This is a genomic window from Rhodopila sp., from assembly GCF_965277825.1.
Taxonomy (GTDB): Bacteria; Pseudomonadota; Alphaproteobacteria; order Acetobacterales; family Acetobacteraceae; genus Rhodopila.
Genome location: NZ_OZ255846.1, coordinates 4,561,271 through 4,581,745, shown reverse-complemented (window position 1 = coordinate 4,581,745; position 20,475 = coordinate 4,561,271). Strand labels below are relative to the sequence as shown.

General features: G+C 67.2%; 20 protein-coding genes and 1 pseudogene. 11 read left to right on the top strand and 10 right to left on the bottom strand.

Annotated features, from left to right (window positions below):
* Positions 1 to 35: 35 nt before the first annotated feature.
* Positions 36 to 963, top strand: a pseudogene (locus tag ACQY4T_RS22095) (IS5 family transposase).
* 164 nt (positions 964 to 1,127) lie between these two features.
* On the opposite strand, the gene ACQY4T_RS22090 reads toward ACQY4T_RS22095, so the two are convergent.
* From ACQY4T_RS22090 to ACQY4T_RS22070, 5 genes are all read right to left on the bottom strand, one after another.
* Positions 1,128 to 2,018 carry an ABC transporter permease gene (locus tag ACQY4T_RS22090; RefSeq protein WP_428535075.1) on the bottom strand — a complete coding sequence of 297 codons (891 nt, stop codon included), beginning with the start codon at positions 2,016 to 2,018 and terminating at the stop codon, positions 1,128 to 1,130.
* A 61-nt stretch (positions 2,019 to 2,079) separates the two neighbouring features.
* Positions 2,080 to 3,027 carry an ABC transporter permease gene (locus tag ACQY4T_RS22085; protein WP_428535073.1) on the bottom strand — a complete coding sequence of 316 codons (948 nt, stop codon included), beginning with the start codon at positions 3,025 to 3,027 and terminating at the stop codon, positions 2,080 to 2,082.
* A gap of 6 nt (positions 3,028 to 3,033) precedes the next feature.
* Positions 3,034 to 4,560: an ABC transporter substrate-binding protein gene (locus tag ACQY4T_RS22080; RefSeq protein WP_428535071.1), complete on the bottom strand. Its 1,527-nt coding sequence runs from the start codon at positions 4,558 to 4,560 to the stop codon at positions 3,034 to 3,036.
* Between the two features lie 132 nt (positions 4,561 to 4,692).
* Positions 4,693 to 5,820 carry an acyltransferase family protein gene (locus ACQY4T_RS22075; RefSeq protein ID WP_428535069.1) on the bottom strand — a complete coding sequence of 376 codons (1,128 nt, stop codon included), beginning with the start codon at positions 5,818 to 5,820 and terminating at the stop codon, positions 4,693 to 4,695.
* Positions 5,821 to 6,059: 239 nt separating this feature from the next.
* Positions 6,060 to 7,151, bottom strand: coding sequence for an LLM class flavin-dependent oxidoreductase (locus ACQY4T_RS22070; protein WP_428535067.1), 1,092 nt, complete (start codon positions 7,149 to 7,151; stop codon positions 6,060 to 6,062).
* Between the two features lie 113 nt (positions 7,152 to 7,264).
* On the opposite strand from ACQY4T_RS22070, the gene ACQY4T_RS22065 reads away from it, so the two are divergent.
* Positions 7,265 to 7,606 carry a Lin0512 family protein gene (locus ACQY4T_RS22065; protein ID WP_428535065.1) on the top strand — a complete coding sequence of 114 codons (342 nt, stop codon included), beginning with the start codon at positions 7,265 to 7,267 and terminating at the stop codon, positions 7,604 to 7,606.
* A gap of 13 nt (positions 7,607 to 7,619) precedes the next feature.
* On the top strand, positions 7,620 to 7,964 hold the full coding sequence (locus tag ACQY4T_RS22060; RefSeq protein WP_428535063.1) for a Lin0512 family protein: 345 nt from the start codon (positions 7,620 to 7,622) through the stop codon (positions 7,962 to 7,964).
* A gap of 21 nt (positions 7,965 to 7,985) precedes the next feature.
* Here ACQY4T_RS22060 and ACQY4T_RS22055 read toward each other — a convergent pair whose 3' ends face one another.
* Positions 7,986 to 8,768 (bottom strand): enoyl-CoA hydratase/isomerase family protein, encoded by a 783-nt coding sequence (locus ACQY4T_RS22055; RefSeq protein ID WP_428535061.1) that lies wholly within the window; start codon positions 8,766 to 8,768, stop codon positions 7,986 to 7,988.
* Positions 8,769 to 9,005: 237 nt separating this feature from the next.
* Between ACQY4T_RS22055 and ACQY4T_RS22050 the strand changes: the two genes are divergently transcribed.
* From ACQY4T_RS22050 to ACQY4T_RS22040, 3 genes are all read left to right on the top strand, one after another.
* Positions 9,006 to 11,051 carry an acetate--CoA ligase family protein gene (locus ACQY4T_RS22050; protein WP_428535059.1) on the top strand — a complete coding sequence of 682 codons (2,046 nt, stop codon included), beginning with the start codon at positions 9,006 to 9,008 and terminating at the stop codon, positions 11,049 to 11,051.
* Positions 11,048 to 12,148, top strand: a complete 1,101-nt coding sequence (locus ACQY4T_RS22045; protein ID WP_428535057.1) for a RuBisCO large subunit C-terminal-like domain-containing protein — start codon at positions 11,048 to 11,050, stop codon at positions 12,146 to 12,148. Before ACQY4T_RS22050 ends, ACQY4T_RS22045 begins: the two co-directional genes overlap by 4 nt.
* A 247-nt stretch (positions 12,149 to 12,395) precedes the next feature.
* On the top strand, positions 12,396 to 12,890 hold the full coding sequence (locus tag ACQY4T_RS22040; protein ID WP_428535055.1) for a cupin domain-containing protein: 495 nt from the start codon (positions 12,396 to 12,398) through the stop codon (positions 12,888 to 12,890).
* 117 nt (positions 12,891 to 13,007) lie between these two features.
* Here the strand turns inward: ACQY4T_RS22040 and ACQY4T_RS22035 are convergent, their stop codons facing one another.
* From ACQY4T_RS22035 to ACQY4T_RS22025, 3 genes are all read right to left on the bottom strand, one after another.
* Complete coding sequence (locus tag ACQY4T_RS22035) at positions 13,008 to 13,565, bottom strand: HD domain-containing protein (RefSeq protein ID WP_428535053.1); 558 nt, start codon at positions 13,563 to 13,565, stop codon at positions 13,008 to 13,010.
* A gap of 204 nt (positions 13,566 to 13,769) precedes the next feature.
* The gene (locus tag ACQY4T_RS22030; protein ID WP_428535051.1) at positions 13,770 to 14,945 is read right to left on the bottom strand and encodes a M20 aminoacylase family protein; all 1,176 of its coding nucleotides are present in this window, start codon (positions 14,943 to 14,945) and stop codon (positions 13,770 to 13,772) included.
* 14 nt (positions 14,946 to 14,959) lie between these two features.
* Positions 14,960 to 15,826 carry an SDR family oxidoreductase gene (locus tag ACQY4T_RS22025; RefSeq protein WP_428535049.1) on the bottom strand — a complete coding sequence of 289 codons (867 nt, stop codon included), beginning with the start codon at positions 15,824 to 15,826 and terminating at the stop codon, positions 14,960 to 14,962.
* 95 nt (positions 15,827 to 15,921) lie between these two features.
* Between ACQY4T_RS22025 and ACQY4T_RS22020 the strand changes: the two genes are divergently transcribed.
* Positions 15,922 to 16,413 carry a hypothetical protein gene (locus ACQY4T_RS22020; protein ID WP_428535047.1) on the top strand — a complete coding sequence of 164 codons (492 nt, stop codon included), beginning with the start codon at positions 15,922 to 15,924 and terminating at the stop codon, positions 16,411 to 16,413.
* 50 nt (positions 16,414 to 16,463) lie between these two features.
* Positions 16,464 to 16,622: a hypothetical protein gene (locus tag ACQY4T_RS22015; RefSeq protein ID WP_428535045.1), complete on the top strand. Its 159-nt coding sequence runs from the start codon at positions 16,464 to 16,466 to the stop codon at positions 16,620 to 16,622.
* Here the strand turns inward: ACQY4T_RS22015 and ACQY4T_RS22010 are convergent, their stop codons facing one another.
* Entirely contained in the window at positions 16,623 to 17,297 is a 675-nt protein-coding gene (locus ACQY4T_RS22010) for a methyltransferase family protein (protein ID WP_428535043.1), read from the bottom strand.
* Positions 17,298 to 17,311: 14 nt separating this feature from the next.
* On the opposite strand from ACQY4T_RS22010, the gene ACQY4T_RS22005 reads away from it, so the two are divergent.
* From ACQY4T_RS22005 to flgG, 3 genes are all read left to right on the top strand, one after another.
* Entirely contained in the window at positions 17,312 to 17,839 is a 528-nt protein-coding gene (locus ACQY4T_RS22005; protein WP_428535041.1) for a class I SAM-dependent methyltransferase, read from the top strand.
* An 896-nt stretch (positions 17,840 to 18,735) separates the two neighbouring features.
* Complete coding sequence (locus ACQY4T_RS22000; protein WP_428535039.1) at positions 18,736 to 19,482, top strand: flagellar hook-basal body complex protein; 747 nt, start codon at positions 18,736 to 18,738, stop codon at positions 19,480 to 19,482.
* Between the two features lie 207 nt (positions 19,483 to 19,689).
* Positions 19,690 to 20,475, top strand: coding sequence for a flagellar basal-body rod protein FlgG (gene flgG / locus ACQY4T_RS21995; RefSeq protein ID WP_428530701.1), 786 nt, complete (start codon positions 19,690 to 19,692; stop codon positions 20,473 to 20,475).

Sequence of the window (20,475 nt, the reverse complement as noted above, 5' to 3'; positions counted from 1 at the left end):
ATAGGAGTGTAGCCGCAACAGCGGAGTTGGCTGAGATGCGACAACAGACCCTGGCGAGCGTCAGCTTCGACAAGCATAGCAAGCAAACGCGTCGGGCGAAGTTCCTTGCCGAGGTGGACCAGGTGGTGCCTTGGCGCGAACTATGTGCCCTGGTCGAGCCGTTCTACCCCAAGGCAGGCAACGGCCGCCCGCCGGTCGGGCTGGAACGCATGCTGCGGCTGCACTTCCTGCAGCATTGGTTCAACCTGTCGGATCCGGCGGCTGAGGAAGCTCTCTACGACTCCCTCTCCATGCGGCGCTTCGTCGGCATCGACCTTGGCCGCGAACCGGTGCCCGACGAAACCACCATCCTGAACTTCCGCCACCTGCTGGAGCGGCACAACCTCGGCGAACCCCTGTTCGACCAGGTGAACCAGCACCTTGCCGAACGCGGGCTGAAGGTGGCCGGCGGCACGATCGTCGACGCCACCATCATTGCCGCGCCGAGTTCGACCAAGAACGCCGCCAAGGCGCGCGACCCGGAGATGCATCAAACCCGCAAGGGCCAGCAATGGTATTTCGGGATGAAGCTGCACATCGGCGTGGACAGCAAGACCAAGCTGATCCACTCGATGACAACCACGGCCGCGAATGTGCATGACGCCAAGGTGCTGGGCGAGTTGCTGCATGGCGATGAGACCCGGGTGTAAGGCGATCAGGCCTATCGTGGATAGACGGCGGTGATCCGCGAGCACGCGCCGAACGCCAAGGACTTCACCAACCAGCGGTATCGTCACCGCGGCGTGGTCGATGAGCTGGAACGCGGCAAGAACCGCACGAAATCCGGAGTTCGCGCCAAGGTTGAGCACCCGTTCGCGGTGATCAAGCGGGTGTTCGGGGTTGGCGAAGAACACGCAGCGGGCATGGGTGACCTGCGGTCTCGCCAATCTGTTCATGGTTCGGCATCGGCTGCTTCACGCCTGATAGGAGCACTGTGTCCAGCGTGCTTCAGCCGAGCCTCAAATAGGGCGAATTCCGGCCCGGGCCTCTCGGTTCATGCGATAAATCTTGGAGGATGAGTCTGGGCTCGCCGGGCGAACACGGCAGCCGCTTGGTCCTCGCCGAAAATGGGCTTGTTCAGATCTTCCCTACGACCCACGCGGATCCAACGCATCCCGCAACCCGTCGCCAACCAGGTTGAACGACAACACGCAGAGGAAAATCGCCACCCCGGGGAACACCGCCAGCCAAGGCGCCTGGGTCAGGAAGCGCTGCGCCGCGTTCAGCATCGAGCCCCAGGACGGCGACGGCGGCTGCTGGCCCAGGCCGAGGAACGACAACGAGGCCTCGGCGATGATCGCCGCCGCCAGCGACAGCGTCGCCTGCACCAGGACCGGCGGCACGATATTGGGTGCCACATGGCGCAGCGCCACGCGCAGCCCCCGCGCGCCCAGCGAGCGCGCCGCCTGGATGTAATCCGCGCTGCCCACCTCCAGTGTCGCGGCGCGCGCGACGCGCATGAACCGCGGCGCGGTGGACACCCCGATGGCGATCATCGCGTTAGCCAGGTCCGGCCCGAGGAACGCGGTCAGGGCGATCGCCAGGATCAGGAACGGACAGGCCAGCATGGCATCCACCAGCCGCGACAGCGCGGCGTCGATCCAGCCGCCGGAGAAGCCGGCCAGCAGCCCGGCGGGGACTCCGATCCCGGCGGCGATCAGCACGGAGACGACGCCGGCCAACAGGCTGGCCCTGGCACCGAACAGCACGCGCGACAGCACGTCGCGGCCGTTCTCGTCGGTGCCCATCCAGTGCGCCGCCGACGGTGCCTTGCGGATCGCGGTCCAGGATGTGGCAATCGGGTCGAACGGCGCGATCAGCGGCGCCAGCAGCGCGACGGCGACGAACAGCACGATCACCACCAGCCCGGCGACCGCCGCCGGGCGGCGCAGGAAGCGGCTGACCGCGAGGTTGCCGGGCGTGCGCGGCGCCGCAGCGGGTGCGATCGAGCGCAGCGCCGGTGTGGCCGTAGCCGTCATTGCGCCGCGCCGCGGGCTGCACTGTCCAACGGCAGCGCCACCACCCCAAGCGCGCTGATCGTCATGCTCGGCGCAGCCGCGGATTGATCAGCACGTAGAGCACATCGGCCAGCAGGTTCAGCACGATGAACAGCAACGCGGTGACCAGCACCACGCCCTGCACCACCGGATAATCCCGGTCGAACACCGCATCCACCACCATCTTGCCGAACCCCGGGATCGAGAACACCTGCTCGGTCAGCACCGCGCCGGACAGCAGAGTGCCCAACTCCAGAGCGCCCAGCGTCACCACCGGGATCAGCGCGTTGCGCAGCGCGTGGCGCAGGATCACCCGCCATTCCGGCAGCCCCTTGGCGCGCGCGGTGCGGACATAGTCCTGATCCAACGTCAGCAGCATGGCGCTGCGGGTGTGGCGCATCAGGATCGCCGCGATGGCGTTGCCCAGCACGAACGCCGGCATGATGGTGGTGGCCAGCGACCGCCCGAAATCCTGCGTCAGCGGCACGTAGCCGGACGGTGGTAGCCAACCGAGGTCGACCGAGACCAGCAGGATCAGCATGATGCCCAGCCAGAACGTCGGCATCGACAAGCCGGCCAGGCCGATCGCGTTGGCCAGGTAATCCAGCGGGCCGTTGCGCTTGACCGCCGCCAGCACGCCGGTCGGCACGCCGATCAATACGGCGATGACAAACGCCATGACACCCAGTTGAGCGGTGACCGGCAGCTTCTGTGCGATCAGTTGCGCGACCGGCTGGCGGGTATGCCAGGAATAGCCAAGGTTGCCCCGCAGCAGGTTGCCGACCCAGTGCAGGTACTGCAGCGGCAGCGCCCGATCCAGCCACAGCTCCTGGCGGATCTGTGCTACGACCTGCGGATCGCCGCTCTGCTCTCCGGCCAAGGCCAGCGCCGGATCGCCCGGCATCAACTGCTGCAGGCCGAACACCAGCATGCTGACCAGGACCAGCGTCGGCACGATCTGGGCAAGCCGGCTGCCGAGGCGGAAACCCACCGCCGGTTACTTCGCCGCGGTGGTTTGCATCGCCAGTCCCTGCAGCCGGATCAACCCATCGGGCACCGCGCGAAAGCCGGACAGCTTCGCCGACAGGCCGACAATGTTGACCGGATTATACAGGTAGATGATCGGTAGATCCCGGCGTTCCTGCTGCATCATCTTGGCGTATTGCGCCAGCCGCGCGGCCGGGTCGGTGGCGGTGCGGGCGGCGTCGAGCGCGGCATCGACGATCGGGCTGGCATAGTGGCCGTAATTCTGCCCGATGCCGGAATGCAGGAACACATACAGGTTGCCATCCGGGTCGGGGCGTCCCGACCAGGCGAGCAGCGCGGACTGGAAGTTGCCCTGGTGGCCGGCGGACAGGAAGGTCGCGACATCGACCGGGCTGATCTTCACCTCGAAGCCGGCTTCACTGACCATGGATTGGATCACCTCGGCGAGCTGGGTCTGATCCGGCGTGTTCGGCACCAGCAGGGTCACCGCGATCGGCGTCGCCGCGCCCGATTGCTTGACCAGCGCCTTGGCCTTGCCGATGTCGCGCGGCGCCGGTTCGATGCCCTTCACGTATAACGGCGAGGCCGCCGACACCGCCTGCGCGGTGGGCTTATACATGCCGTTGAACACCACATCGACCAGCGCCTGGCGATCGATCGCCGCCTCGAACGCCTGGCGCAGCAGCGCATTCTGACCGATCGGGGTGTTCGCCCGCGGGCCATTCGCCAGGTTGAAGACGATGCCGTTGTAGCCCAGCGCCGGCGAGGTAACGATGCGCAGCTTGGGATCACGCTTCACCTCGGCGACATCGGACGGCAGCACGCGTTCGGCAATGTCGATGTTGCCGGTGTGCAGGTTGGCCAACTGCACCGCCGGGTCGGGCATCGGCTGGTAGATCACCCGGTCGAAATGGATGTTGGCGGCGTCCCAGTAGCCGGGAAAGCGCTCCAGCACGATGCGATCCTGCGCCACGCGTTCCTTGAAGCTGAACGGGCCGGCGCAGACCGGGTGCAGGCCGAAATCCTTGCCCTCGGTTTCGGCCGCCTTCGGCGCCAGGATCATGCCGGAGCGGTCGGTCAGCGTCGCCAGCAACGGTGCCGAGGGCGATTTCAGCACCAGCCGCACGGTCAGCGGATCGACCACCTGGATGTCGTCGATCATGTTGATTTCGCCGCGGCGGTAGCTGCCGGGAAACGTCAGGTAGCGCAGCAGCGAGTATTTCACTGAAGCGGCGTCGAGCGGTTCGTTGTCCTGGAACTTCACGTTGGGGCGCAGGTGGATGACCAGGGTGCGCGGGTCGGCCCATTCGTAGCCCAACGCCAGTTGCGGCACGATGCGCAGCTTTTCGTCGATGTCGAACAGCTTGTCGCACAGGCCGGCGAACACGATGCGCCCGACATAGCTGCCGGCCAGGGTCGGGTCGAGGATATCGGGGTCCTCACGCAGCGCGATCCGCAGGGTCTGCGCCCGCGTCGGGGCTGCGGCGGCGAATAAAGCGGCCAAGCCGCAGATAACGGCCAGCAGGCGGATGCGCATGATGTTTGTCCTGACAAGCAAGCCGTCCCAGGCGGCGATTGTGCGGACGACGGCGGCTGCCGGCAAGCTTCTATCGGCGGGTCGCGGTATGGATCGCGGTTTCGGCTACCCCGACCTCGCTGGCGGCCCGGTTCAGTGCCGCACCAGCGCATATCGCGCCGGTTTGCCGGCGCGCAGTGCGCCGCCGCGGACCTTGTCGCGGTAGCGCGTCACCATCGGGTCGACCAAGCTGGTGAGCGCCATCGCCACCAGCAGGCTGAGCAGGATGCCGGTGACGAACACGGCGTAGCTGTAGCCGACGGTAAAGGTCAGCAGCAGCACCAGTACATCCTGGTGATACAAATAGAGCGGGTAGGTCAGTCCGCCGAGCACGCGGTCGGTGTCGCGCCCCCGGGCGATGTCGCTGAACGCGAGCACGCCGAGCACGCCCAGTAGCAGGCCAAGCATGATCAACTGTCCCGCCAGTGACGGTGCCGGCATGCCGGCAACCGGTTCGAGGGACTGCTGCAGGATGGATTGCCAAAGCATGGCGGGAACCGACAGCGCCACCGTCAGCCAGCCGGCGCGGCGGCCGATTGTGGCGAAGTACAGCCCGACGCCGAAGCCGAAATACGGCAGGAACTCCATCATCCTGGCGCCGCGGCCGTAGACCGCGAAAGCGAACAACGGCGTCAGCAGCAGCGCCGCGGCGGTGGCCGCGATGGTGAACCCCTTCTTGCCGGGCAATCTTGCCCCGATCGCGATGCAGCCGGCCATCACCAGGTAGAACACCATCTCGACGCGGACCGCCCAGGTGATGTCGAGGAAGTTGTAGTCGATGGCGCGGTCGATGAACGGCGTGATGCCGATGAAGTTCAACGCCACATTGATCGGCGCGAAGGCGTCGGCGGGAAACGATGGCTGCGAACGCCACAGCCGCGCTCCGCCGGTGGCCCTGAAGATCTCGTGCGCCAGCATCGACAGCGCGACCGCCAGCAGGAAGTGCGGAACGATGCGCAACAGCCGGTTGCCGAGGAAAGCGCCAGCCCGTTCCCGGTAGATGCAGTCGATCGCCTCGGTGATGACGAACCCCGACAGGGCAAAGAACACCAGCACCGCGATGCCGCCGACCGGGTATGGCGCGAACGCCCGAGCGAGCGGCAAGGGCGCCAGGTCGGCGGCGAAGTGTTGCAACATCACCAGCATCGCGAGCAGCAGCCGAAAGCCGCCGAAATGGCGGTAGCGGTAGCGAGGCTTCTGCATGCGGTCAGCCGGTGTCATCGGGCGGTTCCAGTTTCCCGCCGAGCGGCGGATCGGGGCAAGACGGTGTCGGTTGGACGCCGTTGCCGATCATTACCGGATTTCTACCGGTGATAACGCATGCGCACAGGAAATTCATTGCCAAATTGGCATCGACGCCGGCCGGACAGGCTCACGCGCTGCGGGATCGCGTACTTGTGTCCGTTAGGTTCTCCTGAACGAACGTGCCCGGCAGCGGGCACGCGGCGTCAGCGCCGCGCTTATTCCGCCGCCTGCGCCATCGGCTGCTGCCACGAATGCAGCACCGGCAGAACCTCTTTCGCGTACAGCTTCAGCCCATCCTCAGCCAGCGCGTATGGCGTGCCACCGAAGCGGAACGACGTCGCCAGTTCGAAGTCGCCGACCAGGGCGCGGCGTTCCTCGAACATCCGCAGGATGTGATCGGGCGTGCCCCAGACCGCCGCCTGCATGAAGGCCGAGACGATGCCGTCCATGCCGACCTCCTTGGCCAGCGCGATCTTCTGCGCGTACGCATCGTATCCCTTCACGGTGCTGAAATGCTCCCCCAGCAACTCGTAGTGATAGAAGTTGCTTTCGACGAATTTGCCCATGTACTTCCGCGCCCTGTCCTCGGCGCCATCCATGGTCGGGGTGCAGACACAGAAGTCCGCCAGCAGCGGCGGCAGCGCCGGCCCGCCGTGCATCTGGCGGGTAAGCTCGCGGTGTTTCTGGATCGCCGGCATCCGCATCGGCCACGGCCGATCGGCGAACATCACCATCCTGGCATTCAGTTTTGCCGCCGACACGACAGAATCGTCCGACGACGCCACCGCGTAGACACGTCCATCAATCGGCTTGTATGGACGCGGCCGCAGCTCCGTGCGCGGCTGGGGATAGAACTTGCCGTCGCCCTCGATGAAGCCGGTGCGCAGCGCATCGACGATCATCGCCGCTGCTTCATCGAACCGGCCGCGCGATTCATCCATCGTGCCGCGGAAGGCGTGGAATTCCCGCCGAGCCAGGCCGCGGCCCATGCCCAGGCGCAGCCGCCCTTTGCTGAGCAGGTCGACCATAATCGCCCGCTCCGCCACGCGCAGCGGATCGTTCCACGGCAGGATGACCGCGGCGGTGCCGAGATCGACGTTCGGGCAGACCGCGGTAAGATAGGCCATCAGTTGCAGGTTGTCGGGACAAAACGAGTAATCGTTGAAGTGATGCTCGACCGACCACAGCGCGTCGAACCCGCTGTCGGCGGCCAGCCGGGCGAGCCTGATCTCCTCGTCCCAGACCTGCTCGTCCGAAACCCCGGTCCAGCCATAGCTGGCAAACACCATCTGCAAGCCGACGTCCATCGCGTCCTCCTGATACGTTTGCCCGCCATGCTTTCACGGACCTGCGTAGGGGGCAAATTTGGCCGGGTGCTGAGGCGCGGGTAAGGTCCAAGCCGCAGCAAGGGAACCACCGCATGGCGCTGAAACGCATGGTGCTGGAGATCGGCATGGGCACCGACATCAGGGGTGCCGAACCGACCAAGGCGGCGGTCCGCGCGCTGCGAGACGCGCTATGGCACAATTCACTGAGCGTTGCCGCCGCGCTCGGCCTCGACACGGATCAGATGCAGGTGGAGGTCACCATCGGCGTGCCGCATCCCGAACGGGTGGACAAGGACGCGGTGCTGGCAGTGCTGCCGCACGGCAGCGGAACCGTCACCGTAGTCGATGGTGGGCTGGAGATCACCACTGACGACGGCACCAACGCCACCCTGATCGCCAATGCCGCCGCGGTGGTGTGGCTCGATATCGCGTAAGGAAACAACCACCATGGCACGCAAGCGCGTCATCCTGGAACTCGGCAGCGGCAACGATCTGCACGGCGGCGACTACACCAAGGCGGCGCTACGCGCGGTGCAGGACGCGCTGCACCACTCCTCGCTGTCGATGCTGCGTTCGCTCGGCATCGACCCCAAGACGCAGATGTTCGTTGAGGTCACCATCGGCGTACAACAGCCCGAAAAGGTGGATACCGAGGCGGTAAAGGCGTCGCTGCCGCACGGTATCGTTACGGTCAACGCGGTCAAGGGCGGCCTGGACGTGATCGACCGCGAACGCGGCGACAACGCGGTCATCGCCGCCGCGGCAATTGCGGTGCGGCTGGAACTGGCCTGAGCCTGATGGCGTGATTAAGCATTACTTTCCCCGCCAGACCGGCTCACGCTTTTCGATGTAGGCGCGGATGCCCTCGACACGGTCCTCGCTGCTGTATGGACTAAGTCCCTCGTTCAGCCGCAGCGCCGCGGGCACCGGCAGTCCGTTGGAGCGGATCGCGGTTTCCTTCATCCGGCGCAGCGACACCGGTGCGTTCCGGCAGATCGCCTCGGCCATGCGCAGCGCCTCATTCAATACTTCGCCGCGCCCGACCACGCGGTTCACCAGCCCCCAGCGCCGCGCGTCCTCGGCGCCGATATACTCGCCAAGGTAGAGCATCTCATACGCGATGCCGGACGGGATCATCCGCGGCAGCATGACATTGGCGAAATGGGCGCCCTTGCCGCGCTTCGCCTCCGGCAGGCCGAACCGGGCATGATCGGCGGCGACGCGGATGTCGCAGGCCAGCGCCAGTTCCATGCCGCCCGCCACCGCCGGACCGTTCACCGCCGCGATCGTCGGCTTGACGGTTTCATACACCACTTCGAACAGGTAGCGCTGCACGCGGGACAGTAACGGCTGAAACGGCTTGCCCTCGGCGTCCTGCTGCGCCCTGGCCTTGAGGTCGGCGCCGGCGCAGAACGCGCGATCTCCCACCGCGGTCAGCACGATGGCTCGGATGGCGGGATCGGCGCCGGCATCCACGAACGCCGCGATCAAGGCGTCGGACAGGTCCGGCGACAGCGCGTTCATCCGCTCGGGACGGTTGATCGTCAGCACCAGGACATGGCCGCGTGTTTCCGACAACAGGATCGGGTCGGTCATCGTTGTCTCCGTTCGAAGCTGGTCGCAAACCTAGTGTCCCGCCCCAGAAGTTCGCCGCATTATGCGGCAGACTTTTGGGATCAGCAGGCCACTGAAACAAAGAGCTAGCGTCGCGAGACTGATGTTCGCCCGATTTGGCGAACTTCAGACCCGGGACACTAGCCCGGCCCCGCCCGCATGGACATGGCAGCGGGCCGTGGACAGTATGCCGCGCGATCATGACGGAGAAACCGCCGGATGCCAGCCCAGATCACCACCCAGGCCGCGCTGCACGCGTTGTTCCACCCGCGCGCGGTGGCGGTGATCGGGGCGTCGGACGACACCACCAAGCACGGCTACATCGTGCTGACCAACCTGCGCGAGACCGGTTTTCAGGGCGGCATCCACGGCATCAGCCGACGACTGCGCGAGATCGACGGCATCCCCTGCTGGCCTGACCTGGCAGCGCTGCCGGAACCAGTGGATATCGCGTTCCTGGCGGTCCCCGCCGAGGCCGCCGTGCAGGCGGTGCGCGACGCGGCCCGAGCCGGCCTGTCCGCGGTGATCGTCGGGTCGGCGGGCTATGCCGAGAGCCTGGATGCCGGCGGCGAACAACGCCAGCGCGAATTGCAGCGACTCGCCCGCGACCACGGCATCCGCATCGTCGGGCCGAACTGCAACGGCATCTATAACGCGCACTTGCCGCTGTCGGTCGGATTCAACACCTCACACGCCAAGCGCCAGAAGCCGGGCGGCATCTCGATCTTTTCCCACAGCGGCGCGCTGTTCGATGCCATGGCCGGGCGGCTGAGCATGCTGGGTGCCGGGCTGTCACTGTTCGCCTCGGCCGGCAACGAGGCCGACATGTCGGTGCTGGACTACATGGAGTACGGCATCGGCCACCCGCCGACGCGGGTGATCGCGCTGCTGATCGACAGCCTGGACGACGGGCCCCGCTTCCGCCGCCTGGCCTCGGCCGCGCACGCCGCCGGCAAACACGTCGTTGCGCTGAAGATCGGCGGGTCGGCGGCCGGCGCCGCCGCCGCGGTGGCGCATTCGTCTCGCCTGGCGGGCGACGATGCGGCGTATCGCGCGCTGTTCGCGGCCAGCGGAGTGGCCACCGTGAAAACGCTGGAAGGGCTGATGACGGCCGCCGCGTTGCTCGACAAGTACGGCAGTTGCCCCGGCCGCCTGGGCGCGCTGTCGACCTCGGGCGCCGGAGCCTCATTGATCGCCGATCGGTGCGAGGCGCTGGCCGTCCCGCTCGCCACCCTGACGCCGCAAACCCATGCGGCGATCGACGCGCACAAGATGTTTTCCCGCATCGGCAACCCGCTGGACCTGGGCATTTTCGGTGGCATGCGCCGTTCGGCGGAGGTGCCCGCGCTACTGCTGGGCGATCCAGGCGTCTCGGTCGGGCTGGCCTTGGTGCATTCGATGAACCCGTGGCAGGGCGACCCCTACCGATCGGCGATGGCGGCGGCGCGGGAACGCTCGGGCAAACCGCTGCTGGTGGTGACGCCGGGCGGCATGCCCGACGCCGAACGCCAGACCTACCGCGAGCATGGCATCGACGTGTTCACCGAAACCGACATCCTGCTGGAGGCGATCGGCGCCTTGATGACGCCCGCGGCGGATGCTCCGGCGCAAACATCGCGGCGTCCGGCCAACCCGCTGCCTGCGCGCCCGCTCAGCGAACCGGAAAGCCTGCGGCTGCTGGCCGAATACGGCGTGCGCACCGTGCCCACCCTGCAATGCAACTCGACCGCGGATGCGGTCGCGGCGGCAACCCGGCTGGGCTATCCGGTGGTGCTGAAAGGCGTCGCCGACGGGGTGGCGCACAAGAGCGACCTCGGCCTGGTGCATATCGGTCTGCGCGATCCCGACGCGGTGGCCAAAGCCTGCGCCACGGTCGGCTGCCCGCGCGTCATCGTCCAGCCTCAGATTCGCGCCGAACTGGAGGCGATCGCCGGCGTCAGCCGCGCCGATGGCGTCGGACTGGTGCTGATCGCCGGGCTGGGCGGGATCTTCGCCGAGGCACTGCGCGACGTGGTCCAGTTCCCGCTGCCGGTCAGCCGCGGCTTCGTCGAGGCCGGCCTGGCGCCATCCAGCCTGGGACGCGTGCTCGCCAGTCCGCGCTGGAAACATCCCGCCGCGCGCGAGGCGTTCGTCGATCTGCTGATGGCGCTGCAGGACGCCGCGCTGGCCCTGGGCGACGCATTGCAGGCGATCGACGTCAACCCCGTCATGCTCGGCGCGGCCGGCGCCATCGCGGTCGATGCGCTGGTGCTGCCGGCCGCATGACCGAGCGGTTCAGCGTCACCTACCACGTGCGTGGCGCCCCCGCCGACATCGAGGCCCGCGCCCAGGCTATCGCCGTCGAGCAAAGCGTCGAGATGCCGATCGCCGCGATCCGCGACCAAACCGTGCTGTCCGAGATCGTCGGCCGGGTCGAGCGGATCGAGGACCTGGGCGATGGCGCTTTCGCGGTCCGCGTCGGCCTGGCGACCGCCACGGTCGGCGACGATGCTGGGCAATTGCTGAACATGGTGTTCGGCAACACCTCCTTGCATGACGACGTGGTGTTATCCGACATCGCCATCCCGCACTCGCTGATCCAGGCATTCGGCGCCCCGCGCCACGGGATCGCCGGCCTGCGGTCTCGGCTCGGGCTGCCACGGCGCGCGCTGACGGCGTCGGCGTTGAAGCCGCAAGGGCTGCCGTCCCACGCGCTGGCGGGGCTGGCCGAACAGATGGCGCGCGGCGGGCTGGACTTCGTCAAGGACGATCACGGCCTTGCGGATCAGTCCTACGCGCGCTTCGCCGAACGGCTGCGGGCCTGCGCCGCCGGGGTGGCGGCGGGTGCTCGGGCGAGCGGCCACCCGACCCGCTATGTCCCCAGCCTGAGCGGCAATCTGGACCAGTTGCGCACGCAGGCCACGCTGGCTCTCGATCAGGGGCTGGATTGCGCGCTGGTGGCGCCGATGATCTGCGGCTTCGCGACGCTGCAGGCGCTGGTGCGCGAGTTCCCCGAACTCGCCTGGCTCGCCCATCCCAGTATGGGCGGGGCAGCGCGCATCGCCCCCGAACTGCTGATCGGCAAGCTGTTCCCGCTGCTCGGCGCCGACGCGGTGATTTTCCCAAGCTTCGGTGGCCGCTTCGGATATTCCCGCCAGACCTGCCGGCGGTTGGCCGACAATGCGCGCCGCGGCGATGCGATGCGTGCCGCGCTGCCGGTGCCGGCGGGCGGCACGACCTTGGATCGGACCCGCGAAATCCTCGATTTCTACGGCCCGGATACGATGCTGCTGATCGGCGGCAATCTGTTGCTGGCGCGCGAGCGTATCACTGCCGAGACCGAGCGCTTCACTGACGCGGTAGCCGCGCATGTGTTTGCGTGACGCCGGCTAGCGCCGCGAGCTTGCGATGCTGACGCTGCTGGTGTCGGCTGGGTTTTGATGCGTGTGGAAGCGGAAGGAACAGGCCGCGCCGGGCGCGCGAGGAACAGACCGTGCCGGGGGCGCAAGGAACAGACCGCAGCGGGAACGCCATAGGCCCCCCAGAGCGCGAGTAGCGGGACTTTTCCTTGCCCTGCCAGGGGGGCTCACTGGCCTTGAACGTCCGGTCCGGCGCGACCATGGTTTAGCGATGGATAATGAACAGCAACCGAATTTCCGCCCGGCTCTCGAAGGCTTTCGCTGGGACGGGGTGGCGTATCAGCCATACAAGCAGGATGGCAGCGCTCCGTTCAAGGACGTCTCACGGCAAGTGCTGTTCCACGCGGACGGCCTGGGCTGCGAACTGCGCTATTTCGAGGTTGGGACCGGCGGCTACTCGACCTTGGAACGCCATCAGCACGCCCACGCGGTGATGGTGCTCCGCGGACATGGCGAGTGTCTGGTCGGGGCGGAAATCCGGTCGGTCAAGCCGCTCGATCTGGTAAGCATCCCGTCCTGGACCTGGCACCAATTCCGCGCCTCCGAACATGAACCGCTCGGCTTCCTCTGCATGGTCAATGTGGCGCGCGACCGGCCGCAATTGCCCACCGAGCAGGAGGTGACCGACTTGAAAGCGCTGCCCGGGGTCGCGCGTTTCCTGGAAAAGCCGGAGCACAAAGCGCACCGGAGCGCGCTATCGATTTAGGCCGGGCGGCCGCCGCTGTATCAATGTTTAGTGGCGCTCCGCAGGGCGACCACGGCAGGTTTCGAACCGGGACGTCACCCGCGGTTCAGCAAGTCGCGGCTCGTAGCGTCGGGCCGATCAGTTCAGCGGCCGCAGACAGCGCGCCACCGCCGGCAGGAAGTGTTGAACCGGCTGCGTTTCGCGGTTCTTCACCTTCGCCTGTTCGTCGAAGCGGCGAAGCTGAACCGCATCGGCGGACTGCGCCAGGGCATCGAACGCGGCCACTTCCTCGGCCGACATCGGGCCACCCTGAAGCGACAGGCTGACCACCGAATCCTTCGACAGCTTGGCGAAATAATCCGCTTCGGTGGCGCACAGATATCGCTTGGCGGCGACATGCAGGCGCACCGGTTCGGTGACCTCGGGGCCGAACCAGGCGGTCAGGAACTGGTGGCCGCGCTCTTCGTGCTGGTCGTCGATGCCGGCCTCGGCCGGGTTGTCGCCAAGCTCGTGTACCAGATGCCCGATATCGTGCAGCAGGCTGGCGGCGACCAGCGAGTCCGGGCAACCGCTGTCCTGCGCAAGTTGCGACGCCTGCAACGCGTGCTGGCGCTGGTTGACCGCACTGAGGCCATACATGCCGTCAGCCTTGAGGGTCAGCAGTTCGGTAATCTGGCGCAGTCTGGGATCAATCATCGAAGGCGTGCTCGCTGCAAACAAAGAACGCCGGAGTGTAGCGCGGCTGGCGGCAGGCGCAACGCGGATCGGCGCCCGGTACGGACCGCGCCGCAGCCCGATTGGCAACGGCCGCGGGCAAACGGCAGCTAATCCAGCGGCCAGATAGCGCGATAGCGAGGTCGGCGTGAAGATTGTGTTGCAGCCGCTACCGTAGCGAAACGCTCAGCCCGGCTTGGCCAGTTGCTGCTCGACCAGGGTGGCCCACCACGCCGCGCCGACCGGCAGGATCTCGTCGTTGAAGTCGTATCTCGGGTGGTGCAGCAGCGCATCGTCGATCCCGCGGCCGCCGCCCAGCATCAGGTAGGCGCCCTGCTTGGCGTTCAGCATGTAGGCGAAGTCCTCGCCGCCCATGGTGGGGGCGCGCATCTCGCACACCCGATCGGCGCCGGCGACAGCCTTGGCCGCGTCCAGCGCCAGCGCCGTCGCCTCCGCGTCGTTGACCGTCGCCGGGGCGTGGCGGAAAAACCGCAGCTCGGCGCTGGCGCCGAAGCTGTCGGCAATGCCGCGAACCAGCCGGGTCATGCCGGCCTCGATCTGGTCGCCGACCTTCGGCTGGTACCACCGTGCGGTGCCCTTCATCACCACGCGTTCGGGCAGGATGTTGTAAGCGTCGCCGCCGGCGATGCTGCCCACCGAGACGACCCCGCCCTCGATCGGCTCGATCGAGCGCGATACGATGGTCTGCAGCGCGCCGATGATCTGTGCCGAGACCATGATCGGGTCGATGCCTTGATGCGGCGAGGCACCATGGCTGCCCTTGCCGGTAACAGTGATCTCGAAGAAGCCGACCGCCGCCATCACCGGGCCGGTTCGCCACAGGAAGGTGCCGGCGGTCATTTCCGGCCAGTTGTGCAGGCCGAACACCTTCTGCATCGGACAGCGCTCGAACAGGCCGTCCTTGACCATGACGTTGGCGCCGCCCTCGAATTCCTCGGCCGGCTGGAAGATCAGATACACCGTGCCGTCGAAGTTGCGCGTCTGGGTCAGGTATTTCGCCGCCCCCAGCAGCATCGAGGTGTGCCCGTCATGGCCGCACGCATGCATCACCCCGGGGTTGCGGCTGGCGTGCGGCAGGCCGCTTTCCTCATGGATCGGCAGCGCGTCCATGTCGGCGCGCAGGCCGATGGCGCGATCCGATGCTCCGGCCCGGATCACCCCGACCACGCCGTGGGTCGCCATGCCGGAGATGATCTCATCGACGCCAAATTCCGCCAGCTTGGCGCGCACCATCGCGGAAGTGCGGATTTCCTGCATCGACAGCTCCGGATCGGCGTGCAGGTGGCGCCGCCAGGCGGTCATCTCAGGGTGCAGTGCGGCGATGCTGTTGCTGATCGGCATGGTGGGCTCCGCGGTCAGCTTGATTGTTGCGGTGGGGCGAAGGTGAGCGCAAGACCTTTTGCCAGCGGAACCGGTTCGACACCCAGCAAATCGCGCATCGCGTCGATGCGGAACGCCTTGTCCTCCAGCAGGCGGCGGATTTCTTCCGGCTGCACCGTGGGCAGCGTCGGCAGGTGGCGGGTGATCCTGGCCGCCAGGATCAGCGGCGCGGCGGGAAACCGCAGGATCAGCGGTTGACGCAGCCCGGCCGCGGCGGCGACCGCGCGCACGAAGTCGGCGTAGCGGACTGCTTCCGGGCCGGCGATCACCAGGCTGCTGGGGCCGTCCCAGCGGCGCGCCAGGGCAGCGCGGATGCAGCGGGTGACGTCGTCCTGGTGGATCGGCTGCAGCAGGAACCGCCCGCCGCCCGGCAGCGGCAGCACCGGCAGCCGGCGCAGCAGGGCGGCCAGCCGCTGCACGTTGTTCTCGCCCTGGGCGCCGTAGATCATCGTCGGATGCAGCATGACCCCGTTCCGGCCGGAGGCCAGCAGCGCCGCCTCGCCCGCCGCCACCCCGTTGCCGTGCGCGTCCGGCCAGCGGGTGAACTTGCGGGTGCTGCCCAGCAGCACCAGCATCGCCGAGGCCGGTGCCGCGGCGATGATCGCCGGGGCGTGGCGGGCGTGCGCGCAGCACACGATGCGGCTGGCATCGCCCAACGCCGCCCGCAGCGCATCCGGCGCGCCCAGATCAGCCTGGCGGGGGTTGCCCGGAAGCTCGGATTGGCGCCATTTCGCTGGGGTCCGGACCACCGGGACCAGCGGCATCGCCGCGGCCAGCAGGGATCGGCACAGCGCCAGTCCCGATCGCCCTGAGGCGCCAATGACGTGGATCGGATCGGTCATGCGGTGTGAAACACATATCCGAGGCTTGCCGACAAGCCTCTCGCCCGCCGCCGCCGCTTCGTTTATCCTGCAACAATGGCAGCAGGATGGTCCAAATGGCGATGCGTCGATGCAGCGCGGCGGCACGTGGGCAGCCGGGGCGTAGGCTGGCAGCACGCAGTGGGCGCGGCGCTGCGAACGCGCTCGGACTGATCCTTGGTCTGGTCGTGACGCTAGGCGTTGCCACGCCGGCGGACGCACGCGGCGGTACCGGCGGGGGCCACGGCTACGGCGGCGGCCAAGGCTACAGCGGCGGCCACGGCTACAGCGGGGGATATGGCCACGGCTATGGCGGCGGATATGGCCATGGCTATGGCGGCGGATATGGCGGCGGCTATGGTCGCGGCTACGGCTACGGCGGCGGATATGCGCGCGGCTACGGCTACGGTCGCGGCTACGGCTATGGCGGCTATTACGGCCGCGGCTATGGCGGCTATGGCTATCGCTTCGGATACTACCCGTTCGCCTACCCGCCCCCGCCGGTCTACTACGCGCCGCCGCCGGTATACTATCCTCCGCCTACCTATTACGCGCCGATCTACCGATGACCCCGGCCGATCACCCTGGCCGATGACCCTGCGATAAGGGGGCGGATTGCATGCGCAGGCTAACCTTCCGCGAGCGCGAATTGATCCGCCGGGCGCTCAAGACGGCGACCGAGGACGGATCGATCTATGGCGGCGCCGAGTCGGTGGCGGATCGCAAGCGCGTCGAGGCCGAGATCGAGGAAATCGAGCGCAAGATGAACGAGGAATGATCACCACACCCAAGGCAGCAAGCGGTAGCTGACCTGGCTTGCGTAGGCGTCGTAGCCGGCCAGGTCGCGGCGCAGCATGCGCTCCTCGGCCACCGCCCGAGCCGCCAGGGCGGCGACGAACAGCGGCACCGGCAGCAGCGCCCACCACGAACCCAGCAGCAGCGGAACGCCCAGAAAGTAGCATAGCGCGCCGCTGTACATCGGGTGCCGCACAAACCGGTACGGCCCCCCGCTGATCACGGTCTGCCCGCGCTCGGCCTGCAGGCGGACCTGCGGCGCGGCGAAGCTGTTGCTGCGGAACACCAGCCACACCAGGACCATGCACCCAGCGATCAGCACCAGGCCGAGGCCCTGCAACGCCAGCGGCATCGCCGACCAGCCGAAGCGGCGTGCGTCCAGTCCCGCCAGCACCAGCCAGGGCATGAATGCCACGAAGGCGCCAACCATGAACAAGCGATCCCAGAAGCTCTGGTCGGCATGGAATCCGGACAGCCTGGACCTCAGCAGCGCCGGGTCATGGCGCGCCAGCCAGGTGCTGACCGCAACCGCGGAAACCGCGCTTTCCGCCAGGAACACCCAAGCCTGCGGCCAGCGCCAGTCGCCCGCGGAGGCAAACAGCGCGACCGCCATCAGCAGCAGCCAGAACGTATTTTGGACCAGACTACGGGTTCGCATGACTACGGGTTCGCATGGCCGCGTTTGGCTACGGGTTCGCATCGGCGCGGCGCTGCTTGCCTGCCGAGCCGGCAGCCGGGGCCGGGCAACCGGCAGTCCCCGGCCGCCGAACGGCATCGGGCGCCGCGGCGTCGCGGGTCCGGGAAACGGCGGCCGCCGCCGGTATCGTAACCCGCGCGCTGCGCGATAGCCTTGCCTCCAACGCCCCAATGACCCCGACCGGACTTGACCCGGACATGCTGGCGGTGGCTCGAACCAAATTCGGCGCCGGCCAGGAAGTGGCCCGTCACCAAGCCCAGGCCACCGCGCAACGATTTCCCGACCGCTCGTTCGACCCGTCGGTCTGCCGATTTGGCGTGATGTTCGAGAACGCCAACGATGCCGGCGATCGCCACGCGTATCAAGTGCTGACCACCGGCCGCCAGGGCAATTGCACTTGCCTCAAACCCACGATGCTGAAGCACGGATGCGGAAACGACATGATATGCCAGGAACCCAGTTTTCAGCGTAACCCCGATCGGCGTGCATCGGCGTGCAACTAAGGTCCCAAACCGCATCTTTTGGTCACCCGCGTCCGGCGAATAGCACCGACAGAAAATCCCAATACGATGACCCCGACCGGCCGCCCGGCCAATTGCACCTCCCTCAAACGCAGGATGCTGAAACCACGGATTCGGAAACGTTTGCAAGCTGTTTGAACCCAGTTTTCAGCGTCACTCCTATCCCCAATGCATCTATCGGCGTGCATCGGCGTGCGTCCGCGGTTCCAAACCGCTTCTCACGGTCCCGCCGCGTCCGGCGAATAACGCCGACAGAAAATCCAGATGCGATGACCCCGACCCGCCGCCGCTATCTGTTCAGCGTGATTCGGTGCTGCCACGACGCCAAACGGTATCCGACTTTCCGGCCCTCGCCCAGGGCTCCCTGTCGGGCAGCCCGCTGTCGGGTCGGATGTAAAAATATGGACTTGATCTGACGGTCAGATCCGCCGGCGCGGCGGCATCAGCTCGTCCGAGGGGCTCCCGCTTGCCGGCCACCAGCCCCGGATGGTCCAGCATGTGCCGCGCCTGCCGACCACCGTGCGGTCGTGGCGGAATGGTAGACGCGCAAGCTTGAGGTGCTTGCGGGGGCGAGAAGCCATCGCTCAGGCAACGCAGCGGCAGTTCGGCGACAAACCGTCGCAGCTCCGATGCAGGCGATCCGCTTCGAGGCGCACAAAGCCGACAGCCCGATCGCCGCGCCCGCCGCCGTGTCACCGCAACCGACCCAAAAACCATCCGGCAATCATTGCCGCAGCGGCAGATTCTGCCGCCCCACCAGCGCCCAACGCGGCCGCCGCATCCAGCGGCCACCGCCACTATCAGCGCCCGTCCGCCCATGGCATGGCGCTTGCTGTTATCTAGCCCGGGTCCAGCCCGGACCGCTCGGACAACGCCGTATGGACATCACCACATCCCTCGCCGCCTCGCGTCTGGTCGCCCAGCAGCGCTTGATGGACGTCACCGCCAACAACATCGCCAACGCCAACACCCCAGGGTTTCGCTCCGAACGGGTGCAGTTCAGCGACTGGATCGACCCGCAGACCGGAACCGCCCGCACCCCTGGCAGCAAAGGCATCACCTACGCACAGGACCGCGCGACCTATCGCGAATCCCAGCCCGGCACCCTGACCCATACCGCAAACCCACTCGATCTGGCGCTCACCGGCGACGGATACTTCACCGTCAACACCAAGACCGGCCCCCGGCTGACCCGCGACGGCCGCTTCGGCCTGCTGCCCAACGGCACCCTGGCCGACAGCAGCGGCAACGCCGTGCTCGACACCAACGGCAAGCCGATCCAGTTCGCCCCGACCGACACCCAGATCAGCATCGCCGGCGACGGCTCGATCACCACCGAGAACGGCCAGCTCGGCAAGATCGGCATCGTCCAGCCGGCCGACCAGATGAAGATGCGCGCCGAGGGCGGCACCAACTTCGTCTCCGATTCACCCACCGCCCCGGTCGCCGCGCCCTCCATCGTGCAAGGCGCGATCGAGGACTCCAACGTCCAGCCGGTCATGGAGGTGACCCGCATGATGGACGACGTGCGCCAGTTCCAGTTCGTGACCCAACTGCTGCAGGCCGAGGGCGACCGCCAGCAGAACACCATCGACAAGCTGCTGCCCTCCGGCTCCGGTTCCTGACCCGAACCGAACCCGGATCGTGACTAACCACCGGGCCTGGTCCCAACCGAACCCGGATCGTGACCAACCACCGGGTCCGGTGTGAACCGAACCCGGCTTCGTGACCAACCACCGGGTCCGGTCCGAACCGACCCGGATCGTGACTAACCACCGGGCCCGGTGCGAACCGAACCCGGATCGTGACAAAATGCCACAGGAGACCACCCAATGCGCTCGCTTGATATCGCCGGCACCGGCATGCAGGCCCAGCAGACCAACGTCGAAGTCATCTCCAACAACATGGCCAACATGACCACCACCGGCTTCAAGCGCCGGCGCGCCGAGTTCCAGGACCTGATCTACCAGAACCTGCGCCGGGTCGGCGCCAACAGCTCCGACAGCGGCACTGTGGTGCCCTCCGGCGCCCAGGTCGGCCTCGGCGTCAAGACCGCGGCGATCTACCGCATCAACGAACAGGGCAACCTGCAGCAGACCTCCAACACGCTGGACATGGCGATCCAGGGCAACGGCTACTTCCAGGTCACCCTGCCCGACGGTGAGACTGCCTACACCCGCGACGGCACCTTCTCGCTCGCCGCCGACGGCACCATGGTCACCGCCGACGGCTACACCATACAACCGGGCCTGCAGATCCCGCAGGCCGCCACCGGCGTCACCATCAACACCTCGGGCCAGGTCCAGGTCACCCTGCAGGGCCAGACCGCGCCGCAAACCATCGGCCAGTTGCAACTCGCCGCCTTCCCCAACGAGGCCGGCCTCGACGCCCAGGGCGCCAACCTGCTGATGCAGACCGCCGCCTCCGGCGCCCCGGTCACCGGCAACCCCGGCACCGCCGGCTTCGGTTCGGTCGAGCAAGGCTTCATCGAAACCTCCAACGTCAACGTGGTCACCGAGATCACCAACCTGATCACCGCCCAACGCGCCTACGAAATGAACAGCAAGGTCATCACCTCAAGCGACGAGATGATGTCCACCCTGACCAACCTGCGCTGA

Bases quoted from the DNA above. Each gene is read 5' to 3' on its own strand.
- ACQY4T_RS22090 (WP_428535075.1), bottom strand. From the start codon at position 2,018: ATGACGGCTACGGCCACACCGGCGCTGCGCTCGATCGCACCCGCTGCG.
- ACQY4T_RS22080 (WP_428535071.1), bottom strand. From the start codon at position 4,560: ATGCGCATCCGCCTGCTGGCCGTTATCTGCGGCTTGGCCGCTTTATTC.
- ACQY4T_RS22075 (WP_428535069.1), bottom strand. From the start codon at position 5,820: ATGACACCGGCTGACCGCATGCAGAAGCCTCGCTACCGCTACCGCCAT.
- ACQY4T_RS22070 (WP_428535067.1), bottom strand. From the start codon at position 7,151: ATGGACGTCGGCTTGCAGATGGTGTTTGCCAGCTATGGCTGGACCGGG.
- ACQY4T_RS22065 (WP_428535065.1), top strand. From the start codon at position 7,265: ATGGCGCTGAAACGCATGGTGCTGGAGATCGGCATGGGCACCGACATC.
- ACQY4T_RS22060 (WP_428535063.1), top strand. From the start codon at position 7,620: ATGGCACGCAAGCGCGTCATCCTGGAACTCGGCAGCGGCAACGATCTG.
- ACQY4T_RS22055 (WP_428535061.1), bottom strand. From the start codon at position 8,768: ATGACCGACCCGATCCTGTTGTCGGAAACACGCGGCCATGTCCTGGTG.
- ACQY4T_RS22050 (WP_428535059.1), top strand. From the start codon at position 9,006: ATGCCAGCCCAGATCACCACCCAGGCCGCGCTGCACGCGTTGTTCCAC.
- ACQY4T_RS22045 (WP_428535057.1), top strand. From the start codon at position 11,048: ATGACCGAGCGGTTCAGCGTCACCTACCACGTGCGTGGCGCCCCCGCC.
- ACQY4T_RS22040 (WP_428535055.1), top strand. From the start codon at position 12,396: ATGGATAATGAACAGCAACCGAATTTCCGCCCGGCTCTCGAAGGCTTT.
- ACQY4T_RS22035 (WP_428535053.1), bottom strand. From the start codon at position 13,565: ATGATTGATCCCAGACTGCGCCAGATTACCGAACTGCTGACCCTCAAG.
- ACQY4T_RS22030 (WP_428535051.1), bottom strand. From the start codon at position 14,945: ATGCCGATCAGCAACAGCATCGCCGCACTGCACCCTGAGATGACCGCC.
- ACQY4T_RS22025 (WP_428535049.1), bottom strand. From the start codon at position 15,826: ATGACCGATCCGATCCACGTCATTGGCGCCTCAGGGCGATCGGGACTG.
- ACQY4T_RS22020 (WP_428535047.1), top strand. From the start codon at position 15,922: ATGGCGATGCGTCGATGCAGCGCGGCGGCACGTGGGCAGCCGGGGCGT.
- ACQY4T_RS22015 (WP_428535045.1), top strand. From the start codon at position 16,464: ATGCGCAGGCTAACCTTCCGCGAGCGCGAATTGATCCGCCGGGCGCTC.
- ACQY4T_RS22010 (WP_428535043.1), bottom strand. From the start codon at position 17,297: ATGCGAACCCGTAGTCTGGTCCAAAATACGTTCTGGCTGCTGCTGATG.
- ACQY4T_RS22005 (WP_428535041.1), top strand. From the start codon at position 17,312: ATGGCCGCGTTTGGCTACGGGTTCGCATCGGCGCGGCGCTGCTTGCCT.
- ACQY4T_RS22000 (WP_428535039.1), top strand. From the start codon at position 18,736: ATGGACATCACCACATCCCTCGCCGCCTCGCGTCTGGTCGCCCAGCAG.
- flgG (WP_428530701.1), top strand. From the start codon at position 19,690: ATGCGCTCGCTTGATATCGCCGGCACCGGCATGCAGGCCCAGCAGACC.